Raw genomic sequence first — 24,050 nt, forward strand, 5'->3', positions numbered from 1 at the left:
CGGCACCGCCCAGGGGGAGGTAAATCAGTCTGTCACTCACGCGGGGAAGTCCTTGTTGTAGTCGTGGAGGAGGCGCAGGCCATGCATGGTAAGGTCGTATTCGATGCTGTCAAAGAGGTCAAAGCCCTGACTGAACAGCTCGGCCAACCCGCCCGTCGCGATGACCTTCATCGGCCGGTCGCGCTCGAGCCGGATCTGGCGCACCACGCCTTCGACGAGACCGATATAGCCCCAGAAAACCCCCGACTGAATACAGGCGACGGTGTTCGTGCCGATCGACTTCTCGGGCATCGTCACGTCGACATGGGGCAGCGCCGCGGCCGAGGCATGGAGCGCCTCGAGCGAGAGGTTCACCCCCGGAGCGATCACGCCCCCGATATAGGCGCCGTCGCGGGCCACCACATCAAAGGTGGTCGCGGTGCCGAAATCGACGACGATGATGTCGCCACCGTGACGGTCGAAACCCGCCACCGTGTTGACCAGCCGGTCCGGCCCGACCCCGGTGCCGGGATCGACGCGCGGATCGACCGGCAGGCGGCATTCGGGCTTGCCCACCACGAGCGGACGACAGTTGAAATAGCGGTTCGCCAGCACACGCAGGTTGAACACCACGCGCGGCACGGTCGAGGAGACGATCACCGAGTTGATCCCGGCCTCGATCCCCTGCAGACGCATCAGACCGGTCAACCAGACGTAATATTCATCGGCGGTACGCTTGTGATTGGTCTCCATCCGCCAGGTCGAGATGAAGTCCTCGCCGTCCCAGATCGAGAAGACGGTATTGGTGTTGCCGCAGTCGATGCAGAGAAGCATAGGGCTCCCCCTTTCACGTCAGAAGAAGATATCCGCAGCCGAGATGGCGCGGCGGCCCTCGGGGCCGGTGAGGATAAGGGCGCCGGTCTCGTCGATGGTCTCGAACGTCCCGCGATAGGTCTGTGTGCCGGTGCGCGCGGTGATCTCTTCGCCCAGACGGGCCGCGCGTGCAAGCCAGGCGTTGCGGATCGCGTCGAAGCCGTAATCGCGGAATTGGCGATCGTAATGGGCGAAGGCCTGCGCGAGCATGGGCAGGAACTCTTCGGGGGTGACGTTCAGGCCGGTCTCGCCCGCAAGGCTCACCGGGGGCATCGCCTCGGGCTCCAGTTCGTTGCGCGGCGGGGCTTGGGCGAGGTTCACCCCGATCCCGATCGCGATCTGCGCGCCGCCATTGAGGCTTTCGAGCAGGATACCGGCGATCTTGCCGCCGTTGAGCAGCACATCATTGGGCCATTTGATCGAGAGCCGCGCATGCGGCCCCGCCACATGGGCCAGCGCCGCTTCGAGCGCGAGCGCCGCGACAAAGGAATAGAGCGCGGCCTGCGCCAGGCCCCCGTCGGGCCGCATCACCAGCGTCGCCGAGAAATTGCCCTCCGGCGCGCGCCAGTCGCGGCCACGACGCCCCCGCGCGGCCGTCTGCCGATGCGCAAAGATCCAGGCAGAACCCGAAAGGCCCGGCGCTAGCCGGGCCGCTTCGTTCATCGTGCTGTCGACCGAGGGCAGGACGTGTCGCGCCACGCCCTCGGGCCAGTTCTCCCGATCAGTTGACAAGGGCGGCGGCCGCGGCCTGCGCCGCGCCTTCGATGCCGAAGAGGTTGAAGATCCCCAGAACCATCGCCAGAGCCGACACCATCAGGAACACCCACTGGATCGCCGGCATACGGTTGTCGAGCGGATCGACCTCCTTGCCGAAATACATGTAGTAGACGATGCGCAGGTAGTAGAAGGCCGCCACGACCGAAGCGATCACGCCCAGCAGCACCAGCCAGATATAGCCGGCATGCAGCGCCGCTTGCAGCACCGAGAACTTGGCGAAGAAGCCCAGCATCGGCGGCACGCCCGCGAGCGAGAACAGCAGCACCAGCATCGCCATCGCCTTCGTGGGATCCTGACGCGCATAGAGGTTGAGCGACTTGATGTCGGTCACCGGCTGGCCGTCACGCTCCATCGAGAGGATGAAGGCGAAGACGCCCACGTTCATCGTCACGTAGATCGCCATATAGGTCAGCATCGCCTGCACGCCCTCGGCGGTGCCCGCAGACATGCCGAGCAGCACGAAGCCCATATGGGTGATCGAGGAATAGGCCATCAGGCGCTTGATGTTCTTCTGGCCGATCGCGGCGAGCGAGCCCCAGACCATCGAGAACCCGGCCAGCAGCGCGAGGATCTGGCTCCACTCATCGGGCACCTGACCGAAAGCGTCGAAGACAAGCCGTGCGATCAGAGCCATCGCGGCCACTTTCGGGGCGGTCGCGAAGAAAGCGGTGACCGGGGTGGGCGAGCCCTCATAGACGTCCGGCGTCCACATGTGGAAGGGCACGGCCGACACCTTGAAGGCCAGCCCCGCGAGCAGGAAGACCATGCCGAAGAGTAGCCCGATCGGCAGATGCCCGGCCTGAACGACCTGCACGATGCCCGAGAATTGCGTGGTGCCCGCGAAACCATAGGTCAGCGAGGCGCCGTAAAGCAGGATGCCCGAGGAGAGCGCGCCGAGGACGAAGTATTTCAGGCCCGCTTCGGAGGACCGCTCGCTGTCGCGGCGCAGGGCGGCCACGATGTAGAGCGCGAGCGATTGCAGCTCGAGGCCCATGTAGAGCGACATCAGGTTGCCCGCCGAAACCATCATCATCATGCCGATGACGGCAAGCGTGATGAGAATCGGGAACTCGAAGCGCAGCAGACCGCGGCGCTCCATGTAATCGGCGCTCATCGCCATCACCAGCGCGGCCGAGATCAGCACCATGACCTTGGCGAAGCGCGAGAAGGCGTCGTCGATGAAGAGCCCGCCGAAGGCTTCATGCGCGCCCGCTTCGGCGAGGCCGATCCAGGCGGCGATGACCAGCATCGCGGCCACGGTGGCCCACAGGATCGTGCGCGCCAGCGCGTCCTTGCCGAACCAGACACCCGCCAGAAGCGCCGCCATCGCGTAGATGGCGAGCAGAAACTCCGGAAGGACGATCGAGAAATCCGCAGAAGTCATCCCTCTAGCTCCTCAGTGTTCGACCAGGTCGGACAACAGTTTGTCCGGCAAGGCATCGTGGTAGTTCTGGACGAGTTGGGTCACCGAGGGCCCGATGATATTCGTCACCAGATCCGGGTAGACCCCAAGGATCAGCGTCATCGCGACGAGCGGTGCGAAGATCCATTTCTCGCGCGTGGTCAGGTCGGTGATCGAGCGCAGGCTCTCTTTGATGAGGTCGCCGAACACGACCCGGCGGTAAAGCCAGAGCGCATAGGCCGCCGAGAGGATCACACCCGTGGTGGCAAAGACCGCGACCCAGGTATTCACTTGGAAGACGCCGGTGAGGATCAGGAATTCGCCGACGAAATTCGCGGTGCCGGGAAGGCCCACATTGGCCATGGTGAAGAACATGAAGATCGTGGCGTAGGCCGGCATACGTTTTACCAACCCGCCATAGGCCGCGATCTCGCGGGTATGCATCCGGTCATAGACCACACCCACCACGAGGAACAACGCACCCGAGGTGAAGCCATGCGCGATCACCATGAAGATACCGCCTTCGATACCCTGCTGGGTGCCCGAGAAGATCCCGAGCAGCACGACGGCCATGTGCGCGACCGAGCTATAGGCGATGACGCGCTTGATATCGGTCTGCACCAGCGCCACCAGCGAGGTCCAGACGATCGCGATCACCGCAAGCCACATCGCCCAGGGCCCCACCACCATGTTGCCCACCGGGAACATCGGCAGCGAGAAGCGCAGGAAGCCATAGTCCGCCAGTTTCAGCAGGATCGCGGCCAGGACGACCGAACCTGCGGTCGGTGCCTGAACGTGCGCGGCAGGCAGCCAGGTGTGCACCGGCCAGAGCGGCATCTTGATCGCGAAGGAGATGAAGAAACCGAGCCAGAGCAGCGTTTGCACCCCGCCGGGGACCGTTATCCCGAGTATGTGCACCGGTGTGTATGGGAACTCGTAGATGAGCAACCCGGGCATGTCCGTCGTGCCGGTGTGGAAGTAGATGTAGATGATCGACACCAGCATGAAGACCGAGCCGAAGAAGGTGTAGAGGAAGAACTTGAACGCGGCGTAGACGCGCTGTTTGCCCCCCCAGATCCCGATGATCAGGAACATCGGAATGAGACCCGCTTCGAAGAACAGGTAGAACAGTACCAGATCGAGCGTGACGAAGGTGCCCACCATCAGCGTTTCGAGGACGAGGAAGGCGATCATGTAGTCCTTCACGCGGTCCGTCACGTTCCAGCTGCCGATGATCACGAGCGGCATCATGAAGGTCGTCAGCATCACGAAGAGGATCGAGAGACCGTCGACACCCACGCGATACTGGAAGCCCATGATCCAGTCGTATTTTTCCATGAACTGGAAGCCCGTGTTCGACGGGTCGAACCCGGCGAGCAGGAACAGTGAGATCAGGAAGGTGACCGAAGTCGCGGTCAGCGCCACCCATTTCGCATTGCGATCAGCGGCCTCCGTACCCCCGCGCAGAACCAGCGCAAGGATGAGCGCCGCGAAAGCGGGCGTGAAGATGACGATGGAAAGCAGGTGTTGCATCAGTTGGCCCCCCCGTTCAGGACGACCCAGAACATGAGCACCACGAGACCGATCACCATCGCGAAAGCGTAGTGGAACAGATAGCCCGATTGCATCCTGTTAAGGAACCTTGTGAATGTCGGAACGATACCCACGGCCATGCCGTCGATGACACGGTCGATCGAGCCCTCGTCCCCTTTCTTCCAGAACTGGTACCCCAGCCAGAGCGCCGGGCGCACGAAAATGCGCTCGTAGAGCTCGTCGAAGTACCACTTGTTGAGCAGGAACCGATACAGCGCAGGCTGCGCCTCGGCGGCGCGCTTGGGCAGGCTCGTGTCCTTGATGTAGAAGAGCCACGCCACGATCAGCCCCGAGAGCATCGCGACGAAGGGCGACAGCTTCACCCAGGCCGGCGCGTGGTGCGCGCGGTCGAGCACGTCGTTCTCGCTATGCAGGTAGATCGCGCCTTGCGGAGCCACGCCCGGATTGGCGAGCACGGCCGCCGCGGCGCCCATGTCGGGCGAGTCCTTGGCGTCCTCGACCACGGCATGTTCAGCCTCGGTCTCGGTCATGGCCGCGCCGTGACCCGCCGCTGCCTGTTCGCCAGCCGCCTCTTCACCCGCACCGTGACCCGCGCCTTCGGCGACCATGTGCTCTTCATGAGCGGGCATGCCGAAGAATTTCAGCAGCTTCGTGTGATCCCCGAAGAAGGCGTTGTACCACACCATCCCCGCAAAGACCGCGCCGACCGAAAGCACCATCAGCGGCACCGTCATCACGAGCGGGCTCTCATGGGCATGCTCATGCGCATGATGATCGCCCCGCTCCTTGCCGAAGAAGGTCATGAAGATCAGACGCCACGAGTAGAACGAGGTGAAGACCGCCGCGATCACGAGCAGCCAGAAGGCATAGCCCGCACCGTTGCCACCCCAGACGCTCTCGATGATCGCGTCCTTCGACAGGAAGCCCGCGAAACCGATATGGGTGAAGGGGATGCCGACGCCGGTGATGGCGAGCGTGCCCAGGATCATCGCCCAGAAGGTCACCGGCACCTTTTTGCGCAGGCCACCGTAGTTACGCATGTCCTGTTCGTGATGCATCGCGGTGATGACCGAACCCGCCGAAAGGAACAGCAGCGCCTTGAAGAAGGCGTGGGTCAGCAGGTGGAACATCGAGGCCGAGTAGACGCCCACGCCCGCGGCGGCGAACATGTAGCCCAGCTGCGAGCAGGTTGAATAGGCGATCACGCGCTTGATGTCGTTTTGCACCAGACCCACGGTCGCGGCGAAGAAGGCCGTCGTCGCGCCGATGATCAGGATGAAGTCCTTCGCGTGCGGTGCGTATTCGTAGACCGGCGACATGCGGCAGACGAGGAAGACGCCCGCGGTCACCATGGTCGCGGCGTGGATGAGTGCCGACACCGGGGTCGGACCTTCCATCGCGTCGGGAAGCCAGGTGTGCAGGAAGAGCTGCGCCGATTTCCCCATCGCGCCCACGAAGAGCAGGAAGCCGATCAACTCGACCGCGTTCCACTGGGTCCAGAGAAAGTGCAGCTCGGTCTCGGCCAGCGCGGGGGCGGCGGCGAAGACATCGTCCATCTTCAGCGAGCCGGTCATGTAGAACAGGCCGAACATGCCGAGCAGGAAGCCGAAATCGCCCACGCGGTTGACGATGAAGGCTTTCATCGCCGCGGCATTGGCTGAAGGTTTCTTGTAGTAGAAGCCGATCAGAAGGTAGGACGCAACGCCCACGCCTTCCCAGCCGAAGAACATCTGCAACAGGTTGTCCGAGGTCACCAGCATCAGCATGGTGAAGGTGAAGAACGACAGGTAGGCGAAGAAGCGCGCCTTGTAGTTCTCTTTCTCGGTCCAGTTCTCGTCATGGGCCATGTAGCCCCAGGAATAGAGGTGCACGAGCGCCGAGACCGTCGTCACCACGATCAGCATGATCGCGGTCAGGCGGTCCATGCGGATCGACCAACTCACGTCCAGATCGCCCGAGGTGATCCAGTTGAGCACGTGGATATGCTGGGTCGTCTCACCGATCGTGAGGAAGACGATCCAGCTGAGTGCGCAGGCGAGGAACAGAAGGCCCGTGGTCAGAACCATGGCACCCTTCTCGCCGATCACACGCCAGCCGAAGCCGCCGAGGATCGCACCGACGAGCGGCGCAAAGAGAATGATCGTTTCCATCGTCCCTTATCCCTTCATCACGTTGACGTCTTCGACGTCGATCGAGCCGCGGTTGCGGAAGAAGACCACCAGGATCGCAAGCCCGATCGCGGCCTCGGCGGCGGCGACGGTCAGAACGAACATGGTGAAGATCTGCCCCACGAGGTCTCCCAGATAGGCCGAGAAGGCCACCAGGTTGATATTGACCGCGAGCAGCATGAGCTCGATCGACATCAGGATGACGATCACGTTCTTGCGGTTCACGAAGATCCCGAAAATGCCGATCACGAACAATGCGGCGGCGACGCCAAGGTAATGTTCCAGTCCGATCATGTTCTCATCCTCGTTTTCCGGTGCGCGTCTTGCGCTTCTCTTTGTCCGCTCACAGCCCCTGCCCCGGTTTGACGTCCACCATTTCCATCGTCTTGGCCGGGTCGCGATGCATCTGCGCGATCACGTTCTGGCGCTTGACGTTCACCCGGTGGCGCAGCGTGAGCAGGATCGCCCCGATCATCGCCACCAGCAGGATCAGCCCCGCGGTCTGGAACAGGTAGAGATACTTGTCATAGATCAGCATGCCGATCGCATGCGCGTTGGTCTGGTCCTCGGGCATCGGCGCCATCCGCAGGCTCTCGGCCATGTCGGAGGTGCGCCAGGCGCCAAAGGCGATCCCGAGCTGGATCAGCATCACGACCCCGATCAGCAGCCCCAGCGGCATATAGCGCGCCAGCTCGCCCTTGAGCGCGGCAAAGTCGATGTCGAGCATCATCACCACGAAGAGGAAGAGCACCGCGACCGCGCCCACATAGACGATGATCAGCAGCATCGCGACGAATTCCGCGCCCAGCAGCACGAACAGCCCCGCCGCCGAGAGGAAAGTCAGGATCAGCCAGAGCACCGAATGGACGGGGTTCTTGGAAATCACCACCATGAAGCCCGCAACCACCGCCGTGATGGCGAAGAGGTAGAAGGCGAAAGCAAACACCGTCATGCGTTCTCTCCCGATTTCTCGTCGAAGACCGATTGCGCGATCTCAAGCGCTCTGGTCATGGCGGGCACGCCGCCGAACATGCTCATCTGAAAGATCGTCTCGGCGATCTCGCGTTGCGTGGCCCCAGCCTCGAGCGCGTGACGGATCGTCAGGCGCAGCTGCGCATCGGCCTGCGCGCCCAGAACCGTCAGCGCCGCGATCGTCACCAGAAGCCGGGTGCGGCTGTCGAGCCCTTCACGGTTGAAGGTCTTTCCGAACCACATCTCCATCATGTCCTTCGACATGGTGGGGAAGAGCTTCTCCATCGCGGCGGGGTTGAAACTTTCCAGCGCCGGGTTGAACAGGCGGGCCATCTCGGCCCCCTGCTCCATCATCGAGCTGAACAGTTTCGAAAAATCGTCGGTCATCTGTAGGGCGCATCCAGTTCGAGGTTGCGGGCGATCTCGGCCTCCCAGCGGGCGCCGTTATCGAGAAGCTTCTGCTTGTCGTAGAACAGCTCTTCGCGGGTCTCGGTCGAGAATTCGAAATTCGGACCTTCGACGATGGCATCCACCGGGCAGGCTTCCTGACAGAAGCCGCAGTAGATGCACTTGGTCATGTCGATGTCGTAGCGCGTTGTGCGGCGCGAACCGTCGGCGCGGGGTTCCGCGTCGATGGTGATCGCCTGCGCGGGGCAGATCGCCTCGCACAGTTTGCACGCGATGCAGCGCTCTTCGCCATTGGGGTAGCGGCGCAGCGCGTGCTCGCCCCGGAAGCGCGGGCTCAGCGGCCCCTTTTCATGCGGGTAATTCAGCGTGGGCTTGGGTGCGAAGAAGTAACGCATGCCCAGACCGAAGCCCTTGATGAAGTCCACCAGCAGGAAATACTTGGCGGCGCGGTTATAGTCGAAAGCCATTTATCAGCTCCCCATCGCCCAGCGGGCCCAGAACTGCCCGAAGATTTCGAATTTCGCGAGGAAGGCGATGATCACCACCCAGGCGAGCGACAGCGGCAGGAATACCTTCCACCCGATGCGCATCAGCTGGTCGTAGCGGTAACGCGGCACGATCGCCTTCACCATCGCGAACATGAAGAACCAGAAAACCATCTTGGCGAACATCCAGAGCGCCCCGTCAGGGATACCCGGAATGGGCGAGAGCCAGCCGCCGAAGAAAAGGATCGAGATCAGCGCGCACATCAGCCAGATCGCGATATATTCGCCGGCCATGAACAGCAGGTACGGCGTCGAGCTGTATTCCACCATGAAGCCCGCGACGAGTTCGGATTCCGCTTCGGGAAGGTCGAAGGGCGGCCGGTTGGTCTCGGCCAGCGCCGAGATGAAGAACAGCGCCACCATCGGCAGATGCGGCAGCCAGTACCAGCCCAGCAGGCCATAGCCGGTGTCCTGCGCGTGCACGATGGCCGAGAGGTTCATCGAGCCGGTCGAGATGATCACGCCGATGATGATCAGGCCGATCGAGACCTCGTAAGAGATCATCTGCGCGGCCGAGCGCAGCGAGCCGAGGAACGGGTATTTCGAGTTCGACGCCCAGCCCCCCATGATCACGCCGTAGACTTCGAGAGAGGAGGCCGCGAAGACGAAGAGGATCGCCACGTTGATATCGGCCAGCACCCAACCGTCGGCGAAGGGGATCACCGCGAAGGTCAGAAGCGCCAGCACGAAGCTCAGGATCGGGGCGAGGAAATAGACGAACTTGTCGGCGCCCGCGGGCACGACGATTTCCTTCACCACATATTTGAGCGCATCCGCGAAGGTCTGCATCAGACCCCACGGACCCACCACGTTCGGCCCGCGCCGCATCTGCACCGCAGCCCAGATCTTGCGGTCGCCATAGACCAGCCAGATCATCGAGATCATCACGAATGCGATGACCGCCAGGCCCTGCAGCAGAATGAGCAGGAAAGTGCCCCAAGGTGTCGCCAAAAACTCAGCCATGTTTCCCCACTGTCCTCAAACCGTCGGAATTCCCCGATCCGCGCAGTCGCCGACCGTCACTTCAGCGTCGATCGTCTTCAGCCCTTGCGGCAGGGCGGGCGAAATGGTGTAGACCGCATCCGCCCGCCAGATGCCACCCTCTTCCTTGACGTTCGTGCGCACGTGGCGCGCGAAGCCGTAACCGCGGATCAGCGCATATTGCGCTGCCGCGCATTGTGCGTAATCGCTCACCGCGTCTTCCCCCGCGCCCTCGCCCGAAAGCGCGACGCGAAACTCCACCAGATCGCCATCGAGAAGGCGCGTCTCGACGCCCCGATAGTCGATCTTGCCGGGCTCGGCCCGGCTGTCCTTCCCCTCGCTCGGCGCGCAGGCCGCCAGCCCGGCCAGAAGGCCGGGGGCAAGCGGTGCGATCCGGGTGAGGCTCAGGTTCATCAGTCTTTACTCCGCCGCGACCGGGGTCTCGGCCCGCGCCTTGGCCAGCGCCGAGCATTCCGCCAGCACCACCGAGGCCCGTGCGATCGGGTTGGTCAGGTAGAACTCGCGGATCGGCAGCCGGAAGGTCGCAGCACCCATGTCGCGCGGGGCGATCGGCTGAACCTCGTTTTCCGGCACGGTGTCGACCTGCGCGAGATGCGGCACCGCGGCCACCATCGCGCGGCGCAGACCGGCGAGCGTGTCCCAGGGTTGCTTGGCGCCAAGTTCGGCCGAAAGCGCACGCAGGATCGCCCAGTTCTCCTTCGCCTCGCCCGGCGGGAAGCCCGCACGGAAGGCCAGCTGCGGACGCCCTTCGGTATTCACGAAGAGCCCGTGTTCTTCCGTGTAGGCCGCACCCGGCAGGATCACGTCGGCGCGCATCGCGCCACGATCGCCATGGCTGCCCTGATAGATCACGAACGGACCGCCTTCCGAACGCGGTGCGATTTCCACCTCGTCGGCGCCCATGTTGTAGATCACCTCGGCGCCGTCGATCGCGGCCAGCAGACCGCCCTCGGTCACCGCGCCCACATCCATCGCGCCCACGCGGGCCGCGGCGGTGTGCAAAACCATGAGCTTGCCGCCCATCGCCTCGGCCAGTTTCATCGCATGGGCGAGAACGGCCTCGCCATCGGCCTCGTTCAAGGCACCCTGCCCCACGATCACCAGCGCGCCCTCGGTCGCACCGGCCTCGGCCACGGCTTTCGCCAGCGCCGCACGGTCCGTGCCCAGATGCGCGTAATCATAGGTCAGATCGCAGGCCGCGCCGATCAGCGAGACGTTGCCGCCCTTGGCCCAGACCTTGCGGAGGCGGGCGTTGAGCACTGGAGCCTCGATGGCCGGGTTGGTGCCGATCAGCACGACCTCTTTCGCAGTCTCGATATCCGAGATCTTCGCATTGCCGACATAGCCGTAGCGGTTGCCAATCGGCAGGCGCGCGCCATCGGTGCGGCATTCGACCTTGCCACCCAGACCTTCGATCAGCTGCTTGAGGCTGAATGCGGCTTCGGTCGAGACCAGATCGCCCACGAGCGCGGCGACCTTCTTGCCCTTCATCGCTTCGGCGGCGGCACTCAGTGCCTCGCCCCAGCTTGCGGGCTTCAGCTTGCCGTCGACGCGGATATAGGGCTTGTCGAGACGCTGGCGGCGCAGCCCGTCCCAGACGAAGCGGGTCTTGTCCGAGATCCACTCCTCGTTCACGTCGTCATGGTTGCGCGGCAGGATGCGCATCACTTCGCGGCCCTTGGTATCGACACGGATGTTCGAGCCGAGCGCGTCCATCACGTCGATCGTTTCGGTCTTGGTCAGTTCCCACGGGCGGGCGGTGAACGCGTAGGGCTTCGAGACCAGCGCCCCCACCGGGCACAGGTCGATGATGTTGCCCTGCATGTTGGAGTCGAGCGTCATGTTCAGGTAGCTCGAGATCTCGCTATCCTCACCCCGGCCAAGCTGGCCCATCTGGGTGATGCCCGCGACTTCCGTCGTGAAGCGCACGCAGCGGGTGCAGGAGATGCAGCGCGTCATATGGGTTTCGACCAGCGGGCCGAGGTTCAGCTCGGTGGCGGCGCGCTTGGGCTCGCGGTAACGGCTGAAGTCCACCCCGTAAGCCATTGCCTGGTCTTGCAAATCGCATTCGCCGCCCTGGTCGCAGATTGGGCAGTCGAGCGGGTGGTTGATGAGCAGGAATTCCATCACCCCCTCGCGGGCCTTCTTGACCATCGGCGAGTTGGTCTTCACCACCGGCGGCTGTCCTTCGGGGCCCGGGCGCAGGTCGCGCACCTGCATCGCGCAGGAGGCGGCGGGCTTGGGCGGGCCGCCCACGACTTCCACCAGACACATCCGGCAGTTGCCCGCGATCGACAGGCGCTCGTGATAGCAGAAGCGCGGAACCTCGATCCCGGCCTGCTCGCACGCCTGGATCAGCGTGAGGTTCGGGTCGGCCTCGACCTCTTGGCCGTCGATGATGATCTTCTTCAGGTCGCTCACGAGTTCGCCTCCACTTGAGTGCGGGAGTTGTTGAGAACAGGCCATTTGACGATGGCCAGAATAAGAAGCGGCGACAGCGCGCCGAAGGATATCGCGATGGTCTTGGCCATGGCGAGTTTCAACAGATCAAGCGGCGGTTGCTGCCATGCCATCATCAGTTGGAACACGAAGCCACCCAAGACCAACATCGCTGGCGGGATGGCCGAGAGAAACAGCATCGGACCGCGAATACCGGCGCGCCGCATCAACAAGACCGTCAACACCGGGAAAGCCACGAGGAGTAAGACCGCAAGGGTCGGCGGATAGAGTGCGAAGAAATACGTCGTCATGCGCATCCCTCCGCGAAGACCCAAGCGCCATCCCGATAGGTATCGTCGATCGACGAGGCCACCGCCCCGCCGCAGATTGCATTCGCGGCGCGCTTCGCCTCGGCGCCGTCGTAATTCGCAAACGGCGTGGCCTGCCGCATCACGACGAGCGCGCCCGCCGCGTCATAGCCTGCCGTGTAGCCCGCGACCGCCGTGAGACGGTTCGGGCCTTTCGAGGCTTCGTTACCGCCCGGAACGCCCATGCAGCCCGCCAGCGAGAGCGCGCAGCCTGATATGATCACCGCCCGCATCATGCCGCCTCCGCCGCGCAGGCGCGCGTCTTCCACAGCGTTGCTTGCGGCAGGTCCTTCCAGCCGAAGGCCCGGTCCGACGGGCCATTCGCGCGCAGGTCGTCAAGCCGCTCCAGCGCCTCGTCGAGGGTCGGCTGATGCTCCGCAGGCACCCACCACATCACGAAATGCTGCTGGCCCAGAAGCTCGAACCATTCCGCGCGGCGCTCGTAGAAGGCGCGATGCACGGTGTTCCAGACGAAAGCCTCGAGGCTTTCCACGTCTTCCCAGACCGTCAGGTTCGACACGAAACACGGATCGCCGCCGATCTTGGTCTCGGTATTGCCGGTGCCGGGCTCTCCCGAGCCTTCCATCATCCAGACGAACCCGTCCGACCGCTTGCCAATCGCGTTCACCGCATCGAGGGCTTTCATGAAAGCCTCCACACGCGGGTCGCCCGGTTCGGCAACCAGTCGGCCGATATTCAGCTCGGCCAGGTGATATCCGGCGGGTTGCTTCATTCGGCAGCCATCGCGCCCATGCGGCCCGTCTTGCGGGCCTTGATGCGGTCTTCGATCTCTTCGCGGTAATGGCGGATCAGGCCCTGGATCGGCCAGGCAGCCGCGTCACCCAATGCGCAGATCGTGTGGCCTTCGACCTGTTTGGTCACGTCGAAGAGCATGTCGATCTCTTCGATCTCGGCCTCGCCGCGCACGAGACGGTCCATCACGCGCATCATCCAGCCGGTGCCTTCGCGGCACGGCGTGCACTGGCCGCAGCTTTCATGCTTGAAGAACTTGGCCAGACGCCAGATCGCCTTGATGATGTCGGTCTGCTGATCCATCACGATCATGCAGGCGGTGCCGAAGGAGGACTTCAGCTCGCGCATGCCGTCATAATCCATGATCGCGTCTTCGCACAGATGCGCGGGCAGGACCGGGCAGCTTGCCCCGCCGGGGATCACCGCCTTGAGGTTCTTCCAGCCACCGCGCACGCCGCCGCCATGTTTCTCGATCAGCTCCTTCATCGAGATCGACATGCTCTCTTCGATGACGCAGGGCGTGTTCACATGGCCCGACATCGCGAAAAGCTTCACGCCGGTATTGTTCGGACGCCCGAAGGAGGCATACCAATCCGCGCCGCGACGCAGGATGGTCGGGACGACGGCGATGGATTCCACGTTGTTCACCGTGGTCGGACAGCCATAGAGGCCCGCGCCCGCCGGGAACGGGGGCTTCATCCGGGGCATGCCCTTCTTGCCTTCGAGGCTTTCCAGAAGCGCCGTTTCCTCGCCGCAGATATAGGCGCCCGCGCCGTGGCTGAGATAGACGTCATAGTCGAAGCCCGACCCGCAAGCGTTCTTGCCGATCAGACCCGCGTCGTAGCACTCGTCGATGGCGCGCTGGAGCGCCTCTTTCTCGCGCACATATTCGCCGCGGATGTAGATGTAAGCCGCCGCCGCGCCCATCGCGAAGCCGGCGATCAGCGCGCCTTCGATCAGCGTATGCGGATCGTGGCGCATGATCTCGCGGTCCTTGCAGGTCGCGGGCTCGGATTCATCGGCGTTGATCGCGAGGAAAGCCGGACGCCCGTCGCTTTCCTTGGGCATGAAGGACCATTTCAGGCCGGTCGGGAAGCCCGCACCGCCACGACCGCGCAGGCCCGAGGCCTTCACCTGGTCGATGATCCAGTCCTTGCCCTTCGCGAGGATCTCGCCCGTGCCGTCCCAATGGCCGCGCATCTGCGCGCCCTTCAGCGAACGTTCATGCATGCCGTAGATATTGGTGAAGATCCGGTCCTGATCCTTCAGCATATCGCTTCCCTCACTTGCCGGAGCCCCGGCGCCAGATGCGCCAGACAAGTGCCAGCGCGTAGATATAGGCGGCCAGTGCCGCGAGATCGCCGATCAGCGCCACCTGCGCGGACCAGCCCTGTTGCTTTCCGACCCATTGCAGGGCGAGCCAGAGGACCGTGGTCAAGGCAATGATCAGCGCCGGTTTGCGCCCGTCCAGCCTGTCCGTGTTCCGGTCCTTGCTCATTCACCCCCGCTCAGTAGTCGTTCGTCTTCGCCCGTTCGAGGAAGGCGTCCATGCCCTCTTCGACGATGATTTTCGCCTGCGCGACCCATTTGTCGCGCGTGCAGCGGCCCTTGAAACGCGGCACGTTCTGGTCGGCATAGGCCACCTCTTCGGGACCCCATTTCGCGATCTGGTCGAAATGCCAGATACCCCAGCCGTTCAGCGTCTCTTCCAGTTTCGGCCCGACGCCTTCGATCTTCTTCAGGTCATCCGCGCCCGCCTTGCGCGGCGCTTTCAGCCCGCGCGGCTTCTTACCCGCGCCTTCGGCTGCGGCGGGCTGACCCGCTTGGGTCTCGGCATCGACCTGCGCCGACATCGCGGCCAGCGGCGAGGCTTCCGGAGTGGCCTCCGGTTCCGCGCTTTTCGTCTCTTCGGCGCTTTTGGTCTCTTCGGGCTCGGGCGCTTCAGGCGTCGGCTCTTCGGCCTTGGGAGGCTCGACCTCGGTCGCCGTCACTTCGGGAGCAGGTGCGGGCGCAGGCGTCGGGATAGCGGCAGCCGCCTGAGCATGCGCCGCAGCCCCTTCGGGCGATTGCGCGCTGAACGCCTCGACCGGGGTCGTGTCTTCGAGCGAGGGCGTGTCGCCCGTGCCATCGGCCGCGCCCGGCGCACCACGGCCCGAGCAGAAGGCCCAGATCAGGAACCCGCCGAACAGAAGGACGGTCAGCAGCCCCATGAAAACGGCGACGAAGATCGTCTCATGCGCCACCACCATGAGGAACACCGCAACCACGAGCCCCGTGATCCCGGCCCAGATACCTGCTTTTCCGCGGCAACCTTGCGACTGATCGTCCATCCTAGCTCCCCTTCACCCCCATGCGATGGGGGGCACCCTTCGCTTACTCGTAAATACCGTCTTTCTTGGCGCGGGCCGAGAACTCGGTCTCCGCCCCGGTCGCGAGGTTTTGCGCCTGCGCGACCCATTCGTCGCGGCTGGCACGGCCCTTGAACCCTTCGAGATTGGCATCGACCCAGGCCAGCTCGGCCTCGCTCCAGGCGGCGATCTGGTCGAAATGGTAGACGCCCATCGAATGCAGGAGCTGTTCGAGCTTCGGCCCGACACCCTTGATCATCTTGAGGTCGTCAGCCTGACCGTCGCGCGGCGCCTCGAGCATCGCGGGCTTCTCGCCGGCCTCGACAGGCTCGCTCGCGCCGGTCTTGGCGGCGGGCGCCGGTTCCGGTGCCTTCGCGGGAGCTGCCGGGGCTGCGGCTTTCGCGGCCTTGCGGGCCTCGTCCTGCTGGACGGCCGAACGCGGACGCTCCTGCCCCATCGTGCCAATCGGGCCGCGCTGGCCCGAGCTTTGCCACGGGGCGGCCAGCGGCACTTCGGTGCCGTCGATGCGCTTGATCGTGTCGCCGATGCCGACCGCGAGGCCGACAGACCCGTTATAGTCTTCCTTCTCGCCCGCGGTTTCTGCGCAGGAGGTCAGGCCGGAGGCGGGCTCCGACGAAAAGCGACCGGTTTGCGAGCCGGGTTTCGGCACGTCGCCCTTGGCCATGTCGTCGATGATCTTCGCGAGGCTCTCCTCGGTCAGGTCCTCGTAATAGTCCTTTCCGACCTGCATCATCGGCGCGTTCGCGCAGGCGCCGAGGCATTCGACCTCTTCCCACGAGAACTTGCCATCGGCCGAAAGCTGGAACGGCTCGGGTGCGATCTTTTCCTTGCAGACCTTCATCAGGTCTTCCGCGCCGCAGATCATGCACGAGGTCGTGCCGCAGATCTGCAGATGCGCGACCGAGCCCACCGGGCTCAGCTGGAACATGAAGTAGAAGGTCGCCACTTCGAGCGCCCGCATATAGGGCATGTCGAGCATTTCGGCGACATATTCGATCGCCGGGCGGCTCAGCCAGCCTTCCTGCTCCTGTGCGCGGAACAGCAGCGGGATGATCGCCGAGGCCTGACGGCCGACCGGGAACTTGGTCATCTGGGCCTTGGCCCATTCCAGGTTCGCGGGCGTGAATTCGAAGCTCGCGGGTTGTTCCGGATGCAGACGACGAAGCATTAGCGGTCAACCTCCCCGAACACGATATCCATCGTGCCGATGATTGCGGACACGTCGGCGAGCATGTGGCCCTTGGCGACATGGTCCATGGATTGCAGGTGCAGATAGCCCGGGGCGCGGATCTTCGCGCGGTAGGGCTTGTTGGTGCCGTCGGCGACCAGATAGACACCGAATTCGCCCTTGGGCGCCTCGACGGCGGCATAGACCTCGCCCGCCGGGACGTGGAAACCCTCGGTATAGAGCTTGAAGTGGTGGATCAGGCTCTCCATCGAGGTCTTCATGTCCGAGCGCTTCGGCGGGGTCAGCTTGCCGCGCGCGAGCACGTCGCCCTGATTTTCCGGCATCCGCAGCTTTTCGATGCATTGCAGGACGATCTTGGTCGACTCGCGCATCTCGGCCATGCGGCAGAGGTAGCGATCGTAGCAATCGCCGTTCTTGCCGATCGGGATCTGGAAGTCGAACTCGTCATAGCACTCGTAGGGCTGCGCGCGGCGCAGGTCCCAAGCGAGGCCCGAGCCACGCACCATCACACCCGAATAGCCCCATTGCTGGATCTCTTCTTCCGAGATGATGCAGATATCGACGTTACGCTGCTTGAAGATCCGGTTCTCGGTCAGCAGACCTTCGATATCGTCGAGCAGTTTCGGGAAGCGGCCGCAGAACTCCTCGATATCGTCCAAGAGCTTCGGCGGCAGGTCCTGATGCACGCCGCCGGGACGGAAATAGGCCGAGTGCAGGCGCGCACCGCAGGCGCGCTCGTAGAACACCATCAGCTCTTCGCGGGCCTCGAAGCCCCAGAGCGGCGGGGTCAGCGCCCCCACGTCCATCGCCTGCGTCGTGACGTTCAGCAGGTGGTTCAGGATGCGCCCGATTTCCGAGTAGAGCACGCGGATCAGTTGCCCGCGACGCGGCACGACCGTGCCGGTCAGACGCTCGATCGCGAGACACCACGCATGTTCCTGGTTCATCGGCGCCACGTAATCGAGGCGGTCGAAATAAGGCAGGTTCTGCAGGTAGGTGCGGCTCTCCATCAGCTTTTCGGTGCCACGGTGCAGCAAGCCGATATGCGGATCTGCGCGTTCCACCACCTCGCCGTCAAGTTCCAGAACCATGCGCAGCACGCCGTGGGCGGCCGGGTGCTGGGGACCGAAGTTGATGTTGAAGTTGCGGATACGCTGCTCGTCGGTCAGCTGATCGCGCGAGCCGTCATCATAGACATTGTTGCGGATATCGCCGTCCATCATTTCGCCTCTCCCTTCTCGTCACCCGGAAGGATGTATTTCGCGCCCTCCCAGGGGGAGAGGAAATCGAACTGCCGGTATTCCTGCGTGAGCTTCACCGGCTCGTAGACGACGCGCTTGAGCACTTCGTCGTAGCGCACTTCGACATAACCGGTCGTCGGGAAGTCCTTGCGCAGCGGGTGCCCGCGGAAGCCGTAATCGGTCAGCAGGCGGCGCAGGTCCGGATGCCCCGAGAACAGGATGCCGAACATGTCGAAGATCTCGCGCTCGAACCAGTTCGCGCTGGGGTGAATGTCGGTGATCGAGGGGACCATGTCCTCCTCGCGGATCGCCGCCTTCACGCGGATACGCTGGTTGCGATACATCGACAGGAAGTGCCAGACGACATCGAAGCGCTGCGGGCGCTCGGGCCAGTCGACGGCGGTGATGTCGACGAGGTTCGAGAACAGGCAGCTTGAATCGTCGCGCAGGAATTCCACGAAGCTCGCCGCCGATTGCGCAGTGATCGTCACCGTCAGCTCGCCAAAGGCGATCTCGGTCGAGACCACGTCATCGGGGCGTTTCAGCTCGATATGCGCAGCCAGTTCCTGAAGGGCAGTATCGTCCATCTCTCGCTCTCCTCAGCGCACCAGCGTGCCGGTACGGCGGATTTTGCGTTGCAGCTGAAGGATGCCGTAGAGCAGCGCCTCCGCCGTGGGCGGGCAGCCCGGAACGTAGATATCGACCGGCACGACGCGGTCACAGCCGCGCACCACCGAATAGGAATAGTGGTAATAGCCGCCGCCATTCGCGCACGACCCCATCGAGATCACGTAACGCGGCTCGGGCATCTGGTCGTAGACCTTGCGCAGCGCGGGGGCCATCTTGTTGGTCAGCGTGCCCGCAACGATCATCACGTCGGACTGGCGGGGCGAGGCGCGCGGCGCGGTGCCGAAACGCTCGAGGTCATAGCGCGGCATCGAGCATTGCATCATCTCGACGGCGCAGCAGGCGAGGCCGAAGGTCATCCAGTGCAACGAGCCGTTACGGGCCCAGTTGATGATGTCCTCGGTCGTGGTGAGCAGGAAGCCCTTGTCCTGCAACTCCTTGTTCAGTGCCTGAGTCGCGACTTCGCGGTCCGCTCCGGCGGTATTTGCCCCGGTCATCACGCCCATTCCAGCGCCCCCTTCTTCCACTCATATGCAAATCCTACGGTCAAAACCGCGAGGAAGACCATCATCGACCAGAAACCCACCATCGACATCTGCCCGAAGGCGACCGCCCAGGGGAAGAGGAAGGCCACTTCGAGGTCGAAGATGATGAACAGGATCGAGACGAGGTAGAAACGAACATCGAATTTCATCCGTGCATCGTCGAAGGCGTTGAACCCGCATTCATAGGCCGAGACTTTCTCGGGATCGGGGTTGCGCACCGCAAGCACCGCAGCTGCCGCCAGGAGCACAAGCCCCAATACGACCGCCATGGCGAGGAAGATGAGGATGGGAAGGTATTCGCGCAGCATGTCATGCATGGGCTTTTGGCTCCCTAACATCGCGACGAGATGTCGCGCAGGTTCCGGCTAGGCGAGCAATAGCCCCGCGCCCCCTGCGGGTCAACCGAGCGAGGGTCGGAAAATCGCTTTCCGCAGGGGAGGAAAGCGATTTTGTATACCGATGCATGCGAAAATGGGCCGCAGGCCCGATCGCGCTTTCTCCTGTGGCGCTTGGGCCGGGGCGAAATGCTGCCGTCGCGAAATTATCACAACGTTAACGCGGTTTTGATTTTTCGGAAATTGCGCCGAATCAGCGTTTCCACGCAGGAGCGCGTTTTTCGAAGAAGGCGCTGATTCCCTCAGCCGACTCGGCAGAGTCCCAACGGGTGACCAAAGCCTCGATCGTCATGTCGATCGTGCTCTCGTCGATTTTCGGTCCCAGAGCGCGGACCAGCGCCTTCGCCTCGCCTACCGCGCCGGGCGCGCAGGCAAGGTAGGGTTCGGCTTCGGCCATCACGGCCCGCTCCAGCATCTCGGGCAAGACGACCTTGGCCAACAACCCCAGATCACGTGCCTCGGCGGCCTCGAAGAGCCGCGAGGACATGAAGACGCGACGCGCCCGCGCCTCGCCCATCCGCGCGACCACATAAGGAGAGATCGTCGCCGGGGTCAGGCCGAGCCTGGTCTCGGTCAGGCCGAATTTCGCGCCCTCGACGCCGATCGCCACGTCGCAGACCGACATCATGCCGATCCCGCCACCAAACGCATTTCCCTGCACCGCGCCGATCACGGGCTTCGGGCAGGTGTTGAGCGCCTGAAGCATGGTGGCGAGCTTGCGCGCCGCTGCCGCGCGTTCCTTCGCGCCAGCCGCGATTTGCGCCTGCATCCATTTCAGATCGCCGCCCGCGCAGAAGCTGGGCCCTTCGGCCTGAAGGATCACGACGCGCACCGCCTCATCTGCGCCGAGCTGCGCGATGGCCGTGGTCAGTTCCTCCATCATCTGTTCGGACAACGCGTTATGTTTTTCCGCCCGCGCGAGCGTGAGCCGCGAAATGCCGCGCTCGTCCGTGCTGATTCTGATCGTCTCAAACATCGCGTTGCTCCTTCATTTCTGGGGCCCTTTCATTTTCCGTGTCAGCGCCGCTGCTTCTTCCAGCACCGCCCCATCCAGCCCCGTCTCATATCCCAGCGCGACGAGCCGCGCATTCACGGCCTCGGTCGCGACATTGCCTGCAGCCCCCGGCGCATAGGGACAGCCGCCCAGACCGCCCACCGCCGCATCGAAGACCCGCAGGCCCAGTTCAAGCGATGCCTCGATATTGTCGAGCGCGCGACCGCTCGTGTCATGGTAATGTCCGGCAAGCTGCTCCGCCGGTGCTTCCTCCAGCACCGCACGCAACATCGCCGTCACGCTTTCCGGCGTGCCCTGCCCGATCGTGTCGCCAAGGCTGATCTCATAGCACCCCATATCCCGCAGGCTCGCCACCACCTTCGCGACGTTCTCGGGCGGCGTCGCCCCGTCAAACGGGCAGTCGGTCACGACCGAGACATAGCCCCGCACTTTCACATTATCAGCCTTCGCGGCCTCCATGATCGGCGTGAACCGCTCCAGGCTTTCCGCAATCGAACAATTGAGGTTTGCGCGCGAAAACCCTTCCGAGGCCGAGGCGAAGATCGCCACCTCATCGGCGCCCGCCGCAATCGCTGCCTCGTAGCCCTTCATGTTGGGCGTCAGCGCCGCATAGGAAATCCCCGGCTTGCGCGCGATCCCCGCGAACACGGCGGCCGAATCCGCCATCTGCGGCACCCATTTCGGGCTGACGAAAGAGCCCACCTCGATCCGGCGGAACCCGGCGCGGCTCAGGCAATCGACCAGCGCGATCTTGTCGGCCAGCGCGATCTCGCGCTTTTCGTTCTGCAGCCCGTCGCGCGGGGCCATCTCGAAGATCTCGACCAACTCAGGCATCGGAAACCTCGTAGAACTCCTGCGCATACATGCTCGCGCCACCCGCCGCGACCGCCCGCGCATAGGCAGGGCGCGCCTCGACCCGGGCGCGATAGGCCGCGATAGCCGGGAAGCCCTCGGCCCGCACGAAACGGAACATTGCATCGAGGTTGAAACCCAGCATGCAATCGGCCGCCGAGAACGCTCCGAGCAGCCAGTCACGCCCCTCCAGATGCGCCTCGAGCGCCTTCATCGTGACCTCGAGCCGCTTCGTGTCGAGCTTGGTCATCGCAACCGAACGGGCCTCGACAGGGCGTAGGAAGATGTGATGAAAGTTGAGGTTTTGCAGGATGTTGGCCTGCGTCTCAGCGAAATGCACCCATTCAAGATAGTCAGCCCGCGAGGCCTCCCCCAAGGGCGGCGCCAGCCCCGCCTCGGGATGGCGCTCGGCAAGATATTCGACGATCGCGCCGCTCTCGAAGATCGAGCGCCCGTCGATCTCCAGCGCCGGAATGCGGCCCGCCGGGGACATCGAGCGGAACTCGGGGCTGCGCAGCGAGCCATCGGTCAGCGACCAGGTTTTCAGCTCATACTCCAGCCCCAGCTCCTCGAGCAGCCACAACACTCGCATCGAGCGCGAACCGGGAACGTGGTGCAGCCGGATCATTCCTCTTCCTCCAGCCGGATCAGCGCCGCGCCCGCCTCGACCTGCGCGCCTGCGGTGACGAGCACCTCGGCCACCACACCATCGCGCGCGGCGAGCATCGTGTGCTCCATCTTCATCGCCTCCATAATCGCGAGCCGGTCGCCCGCGGAAACCTGCTGCCCCGCCTCGACGAAGACCGCTTTCACCAGCCCCGGCATCGGGGCGAGCGTCAGGTCCGAGGCCTCGGCATCGCTGCCGCGCGCCAGAGGATCGGGGATCTCGAAACGATGCGCGCCATGCAGGAAGATCGTCACCGCATCCGCTTCGCGCGCCATCCGCGCGCCGGTCTTCGCGCCATCGACGCGCCAGCCATCCTCGGCGAGCACGCAGTCATGCGACGCCTCGCCCAGCTCGACCGTGACATGGCCCGGGCCCTGCACGCGGATCGCGGCCTCTTCCTCGAACGGGACAGCCCGGCGCGGTGCGCCCCAAAGGTTGAAGCCGCTCGCCTCCCCCTCCCAAAGCCCGGCCGCCGCGATCACCCCCAGCGCCTTGGCGGCGGCAGGCGTGGCAACCGGGGCCGAAAGGGTCTCGATCTCGCGTCCGATCAGCCCGGTATCGACCACACCTTTGCCAAAGCCCTCGTGCCGCGCGAGCCGTGCGAGGAAGGCGAGGTTCGTCACCGTCCCCGCCACTTCGGTTTCCTCCAGCGCGCGGGCGAGCTGCCCAAGCGCGGTGGCGCGGGTCGGACCATGCGTGATCACCTTCGCGATCATCGGGTCATACCACGGGCTGATCGTGTCACCGGTTCGCACCCCGGTATCGGCGCGGCAGTCCTCGGCAAAGCGCAGATGCGAGAGCGTCCCCGTCGCGGGCAGGAAGCCAGCCGGCACGTCCTCGGCATAAAGCCGGGCCTCGAACGCATGTCCGGTGATCGTCAGATCACCTTGGGCGCAGGGCAGCGGCTCGCCCGAGGCTACCCGCAGCTGCCACTCGACCAGGTCGACCCCGGTGATCGCCTCGGTCACGGGATGCTCGACCTGAAGGCGGGTGTTCATCTCCATGAACCAGAACCGGTCGGGCCTCAGCCCCTCCGAGCCGTCCACGATGAATTCGATCGTGCCCGCGCCCTTGTAACCGATGGCCTCGGCCGCACGCGTCGCCGCCTGCCCCATCGCTTCGCGCATCTCGGGCGTCATGCCCGGCGCCGGGGCCTCCTCGATCACCTTCTGATGGCGACGCTGAAGCGAGCAGTCACGCTCGAACAGATGCACGGCCTTTTCCCCATCGCCGAAGACCTGAACCTCGATATGGCGCGGCGAGCCGATGTATTTCTCGATCAGAACGGCGGGGTTGCCGAAAGCGGTCTGCGCCTCTCCCTGCGCCGAGGCCAGCGCATCGGCAAACTCCGCAGGTTTCTCGACGAGCCGCATCCCCTTGCCGCCGCCGCCCGCGACGGCCTTGATCAGGACCGGGTAGCCGATCGTGTCTGCCGCGCCGGAAAGATGCTCGGGGTCCTGGTTCTCGCCGTGGTAGCCCGGCACGACGGGCACGCCTGCCTTTTCCATCAGCGCCTTGGCCGCATCCTTGAGCCCCATCGCGCGGATCGCCTTGGCCGAAGGGCCGATGAAGGTGAGCCCCGCCGCCTCGACGGCCTCGACGAAATCGGGGTTCTCGGAGAGGAACCCGTAGCCCGGATGGATCGCCTGCGCACCGGTCTGCTTCGCCGCCGCGATGATAACATCACCGCGCAGGTAGCTGTCCTTCGGCGCCGGACCACCGATCGCCACGGCTTCATCGGCCATCGCGACATGGCGCGCCTGCGCGTCGGCCTCGGAATAGACGGCCACGCTCGCGACGCCAAGCTTGCGCGCGGTCTCCATCACGCGGCAGGCGATTTCCCCGCGATTGGCAATCAGGATCTTGGAAAACATGTCGGTCTCCCTCTTGAGAGCGTCGGAGGGGGCGCT

At 64.1% G+C, this 24,050-nt stretch carries 27 protein-coding genes; all 27 read right to left on the bottom strand.

The genetic code is table 11. From position 1 onward, the window contains the following. Nucleotides 1-36 precede the first annotated feature (36 nt). Nucleotides 37-813, bottom strand: a complete 777-nt coding sequence (locus tag BMI90_RS13695) for a type III pantothenate kinase (protein WP_078530054.1) — start codon at nucleotides 811-813, stop codon at nucleotides 37-39. 18 nt (nucleotides 814-831) lie between these two features. Further along, nucleotides 832-1,584, bottom strand: coding sequence for a biotin--[acetyl-CoA-carboxylase] ligase (locus BMI90_RS13700; RefSeq protein WP_281251073.1), 753 nt, complete (start codon nucleotides 1,582-1,584; stop codon nucleotides 832-834). Then, nucleotides 1,574-3,013, bottom strand: coding sequence for an NADH-quinone oxidoreductase subunit NuoN (nuoN, locus tag BMI90_RS13705; RefSeq protein ID WP_078530055.1), 1,440 nt, complete (start codon nucleotides 3,011-3,013; stop codon nucleotides 1,574-1,576). Before nuoN ends, BMI90_RS13700 begins: the two co-directional genes overlap by 11 nt. A 12-nt stretch (nucleotides 3,014-3,025) precedes the next feature. Next, on the bottom strand, nucleotides 3,026-4,564 hold the full coding sequence (locus BMI90_RS13710; protein WP_078530056.1) for an NADH-quinone oxidoreductase subunit M: 1,539 nt from the start codon (nucleotides 4,562-4,564) through the stop codon (nucleotides 3,026-3,028). Beyond that, nucleotides 4,564-6,735: an NADH-quinone oxidoreductase subunit L gene (gene nuoL / locus BMI90_RS13715; RefSeq protein ID WP_078530057.1), complete on the bottom strand. Its 2,172-nt coding sequence runs from the start codon at nucleotides 6,733-6,735 to the stop codon at nucleotides 4,564-4,566. The genes BMI90_RS13710 and nuoL overlap by 1 nt, the downstream gene beginning before the upstream one ends. Before the next feature lie 6 nt (nucleotides 6,736-6,741). Continuing rightward, nucleotides 6,742-7,047, bottom strand: a complete 306-nt coding sequence (gene nuoK / locus BMI90_RS13720; RefSeq protein ID WP_038078975.1) for an NADH-quinone oxidoreductase subunit NuoK — start codon at nucleotides 7,045-7,047, stop codon at nucleotides 6,742-6,744. 49 nt (nucleotides 7,048-7,096) lie between these two features. Then, nucleotides 7,097-7,705, bottom strand: coding sequence for an NADH-quinone oxidoreductase subunit J (locus BMI90_RS13725; RefSeq protein WP_078530058.1), 609 nt, complete (start codon nucleotides 7,703-7,705; stop codon nucleotides 7,097-7,099). After that, nucleotides 7,702-8,112, bottom strand: a complete 411-nt coding sequence (locus tag BMI90_RS13730) for a carboxymuconolactone decarboxylase family protein (protein WP_078530059.1) — start codon at nucleotides 8,110-8,112, stop codon at nucleotides 7,702-7,704. The genes BMI90_RS13725 and BMI90_RS13730 overlap by 4 nt, the downstream gene beginning before the upstream one ends. Further along, nucleotides 8,109-8,600, bottom strand: a complete 492-nt coding sequence (gene nuoI, locus BMI90_RS13735) for an NADH-quinone oxidoreductase subunit NuoI (protein WP_038078969.1) — start codon at nucleotides 8,598-8,600, stop codon at nucleotides 8,109-8,111. Before nuoI ends, BMI90_RS13730 begins: the two co-directional genes overlap by 4 nt. Before the next feature lie 3 nt (nucleotides 8,601-8,603). Next, nucleotides 8,604-9,641 carry an NADH-quinone oxidoreductase subunit NuoH gene (gene nuoH / locus BMI90_RS13740; RefSeq protein ID WP_078530060.1) on the bottom strand — a complete coding sequence of 346 codons (1,038 nt, stop codon included), beginning with the start codon at nucleotides 9,639-9,641 and terminating at the stop codon, nucleotides 8,604-8,606. 15 nt (nucleotides 9,642-9,656) lie between these two features. Further along, a complete protein-coding gene (locus BMI90_RS13745; RefSeq protein WP_093470161.1) occupies nucleotides 9,657-10,073 on the bottom strand; it encodes a hypothetical protein in 417 nt (138 codons plus the stop codon). A 6-nt stretch (nucleotides 10,074-10,079) separates the two neighbouring features. After that, nucleotides 10,080-12,101, bottom strand: a complete 2,022-nt coding sequence (nuoG, locus tag BMI90_RS13750; protein ID WP_078530061.1) for an NADH-quinone oxidoreductase subunit NuoG — start codon at nucleotides 12,099-12,101, stop codon at nucleotides 10,080-10,082. Then, complete coding sequence (locus BMI90_RS13755; protein WP_078530062.1) at nucleotides 12,098-12,430, bottom strand: hypothetical protein; 333 nt, start codon at nucleotides 12,428-12,430, stop codon at nucleotides 12,098-12,100. The genes nuoG and BMI90_RS13755 overlap by 4 nt, the downstream gene beginning before the upstream one ends. Then, entirely contained in the window at nucleotides 12,427-12,720 is a 294-nt protein-coding gene (locus tag BMI90_RS13760) for a hypothetical protein (RefSeq protein WP_146671293.1), read from the bottom strand. Before BMI90_RS13760 ends, BMI90_RS13755 begins: the two co-directional genes overlap by 4 nt. Beyond that, nucleotides 12,720-13,220 (bottom strand): DUF3291 domain-containing protein, encoded by a 501-nt coding sequence (locus BMI90_RS13765; RefSeq protein ID WP_078530064.1) that lies wholly within the window; start codon nucleotides 13,218-13,220, stop codon nucleotides 12,720-12,722. Before BMI90_RS13765 ends, BMI90_RS13760 begins: the two co-directional genes overlap by 1 nt. Beyond that, entirely contained in the window at nucleotides 13,217-14,512 is a 1,296-nt protein-coding gene (gene nuoF, locus BMI90_RS13770) for an NADH-quinone oxidoreductase subunit NuoF (RefSeq protein ID WP_078530065.1), read from the bottom strand. Before nuoF ends, BMI90_RS13765 begins: the two co-directional genes overlap by 4 nt. A 10-nt stretch (nucleotides 14,513-14,522) precedes the next feature. After that, a complete protein-coding gene (locus BMI90_RS13775) occupies nucleotides 14,523-14,738 on the bottom strand; it encodes a DUF5337 family protein (RefSeq protein WP_038078954.1) in 216 nt (71 codons plus the stop codon). Nucleotides 14,739-14,748: 10 nt separating this feature from the next. Continuing rightward, nucleotides 14,749-15,570 (bottom strand): hypothetical protein, encoded by an 822-nt coding sequence (locus BMI90_RS18785; protein WP_078530066.1) that lies wholly within the window; start codon nucleotides 15,568-15,570, stop codon nucleotides 14,749-14,751. Nucleotides 15,571-15,613: 43 nt separating this feature from the next. Continuing rightward, nucleotides 15,614-16,777 (bottom strand): NADH-quinone oxidoreductase subunit E, encoded by a 1,164-nt coding sequence (locus BMI90_RS13785; protein WP_078530067.1) that lies wholly within the window; start codon nucleotides 16,775-16,777, stop codon nucleotides 15,614-15,616. Continuing rightward, nucleotides 16,777-18,021: an NADH-quinone oxidoreductase subunit D gene (locus tag BMI90_RS13790; RefSeq protein WP_078530068.1), complete on the bottom strand. Its 1,245-nt coding sequence runs from the start codon at nucleotides 18,019-18,021 to the stop codon at nucleotides 16,777-16,779. The genes BMI90_RS13785 and BMI90_RS13790 overlap by 1 nt, the downstream gene beginning before the upstream one ends. Next, a complete protein-coding gene (locus BMI90_RS13795; protein WP_078530069.1) occupies nucleotides 18,018-18,626 on the bottom strand; it encodes an NADH-quinone oxidoreductase subunit C in 609 nt (202 codons plus the stop codon). The genes BMI90_RS13790 and BMI90_RS13795 overlap by 4 nt, the downstream gene beginning before the upstream one ends. A 12-nt stretch (nucleotides 18,627-18,638) precedes the next feature. Next, a complete protein-coding gene (locus BMI90_RS13800; protein ID WP_210401956.1) occupies nucleotides 18,639-19,172 on the bottom strand; it encodes an NADH-quinone oxidoreductase subunit B in 534 nt (177 codons plus the stop codon). Then, nucleotides 19,163-19,528 carry an NADH-quinone oxidoreductase subunit A gene (locus BMI90_RS13805; protein ID WP_078530070.1) on the bottom strand — a complete coding sequence of 122 codons (366 nt, stop codon included), beginning with the start codon at nucleotides 19,526-19,528 and terminating at the stop codon, nucleotides 19,163-19,165. The genes BMI90_RS13800 and BMI90_RS13805 overlap by 10 nt, the downstream gene beginning before the upstream one ends. Nucleotides 19,529-19,799: 271 nt before the next feature. Then, complete coding sequence (locus tag BMI90_RS13810) at nucleotides 19,800-20,582, bottom strand: crotonase/enoyl-CoA hydratase family protein (RefSeq protein WP_078530071.1); 783 nt, start codon at nucleotides 20,580-20,582, stop codon at nucleotides 19,800-19,802. A gap of 12 nt (nucleotides 20,583-20,594) precedes the next feature. After that, the gene (locus BMI90_RS13815) at nucleotides 20,595-21,455 is read right to left on the bottom strand and encodes a hydroxymethylglutaryl-CoA lyase (RefSeq protein WP_078530072.1); all 861 of its coding nucleotides are present in this window, start codon (nucleotides 21,453-21,455) and stop codon (nucleotides 20,595-20,597) included. After that, nucleotides 21,448-22,101 (bottom strand): glutathione S-transferase family protein, encoded by a 654-nt coding sequence (locus tag BMI90_RS13820; RefSeq protein WP_168172790.1) that lies wholly within the window; start codon nucleotides 22,099-22,101, stop codon nucleotides 21,448-21,450. The genes BMI90_RS13815 and BMI90_RS13820 overlap by 8 nt, the downstream gene beginning before the upstream one ends. Further along, on the bottom strand, nucleotides 22,098-24,014 hold the full coding sequence (locus BMI90_RS13825) for an acetyl/propionyl/methylcrotonyl-CoA carboxylase subunit alpha (protein ID WP_078530073.1): 1,917 nt from the start codon (nucleotides 24,012-24,014) through the stop codon (nucleotides 22,098-22,100). The genes BMI90_RS13820 and BMI90_RS13825 overlap by 4 nt, the downstream gene beginning before the upstream one ends. Nucleotides 24,015-24,050 lie beyond the last annotated feature (36 nt).

It is taken from the genome of Thioclava sp. L04-15, from assembly GCF_002020275.1.
Lineage (GTDB): Bacteria > Pseudomonadota > Alphaproteobacteria > Rhodobacterales > Rhodobacteraceae > Thioclava > Thioclava marina.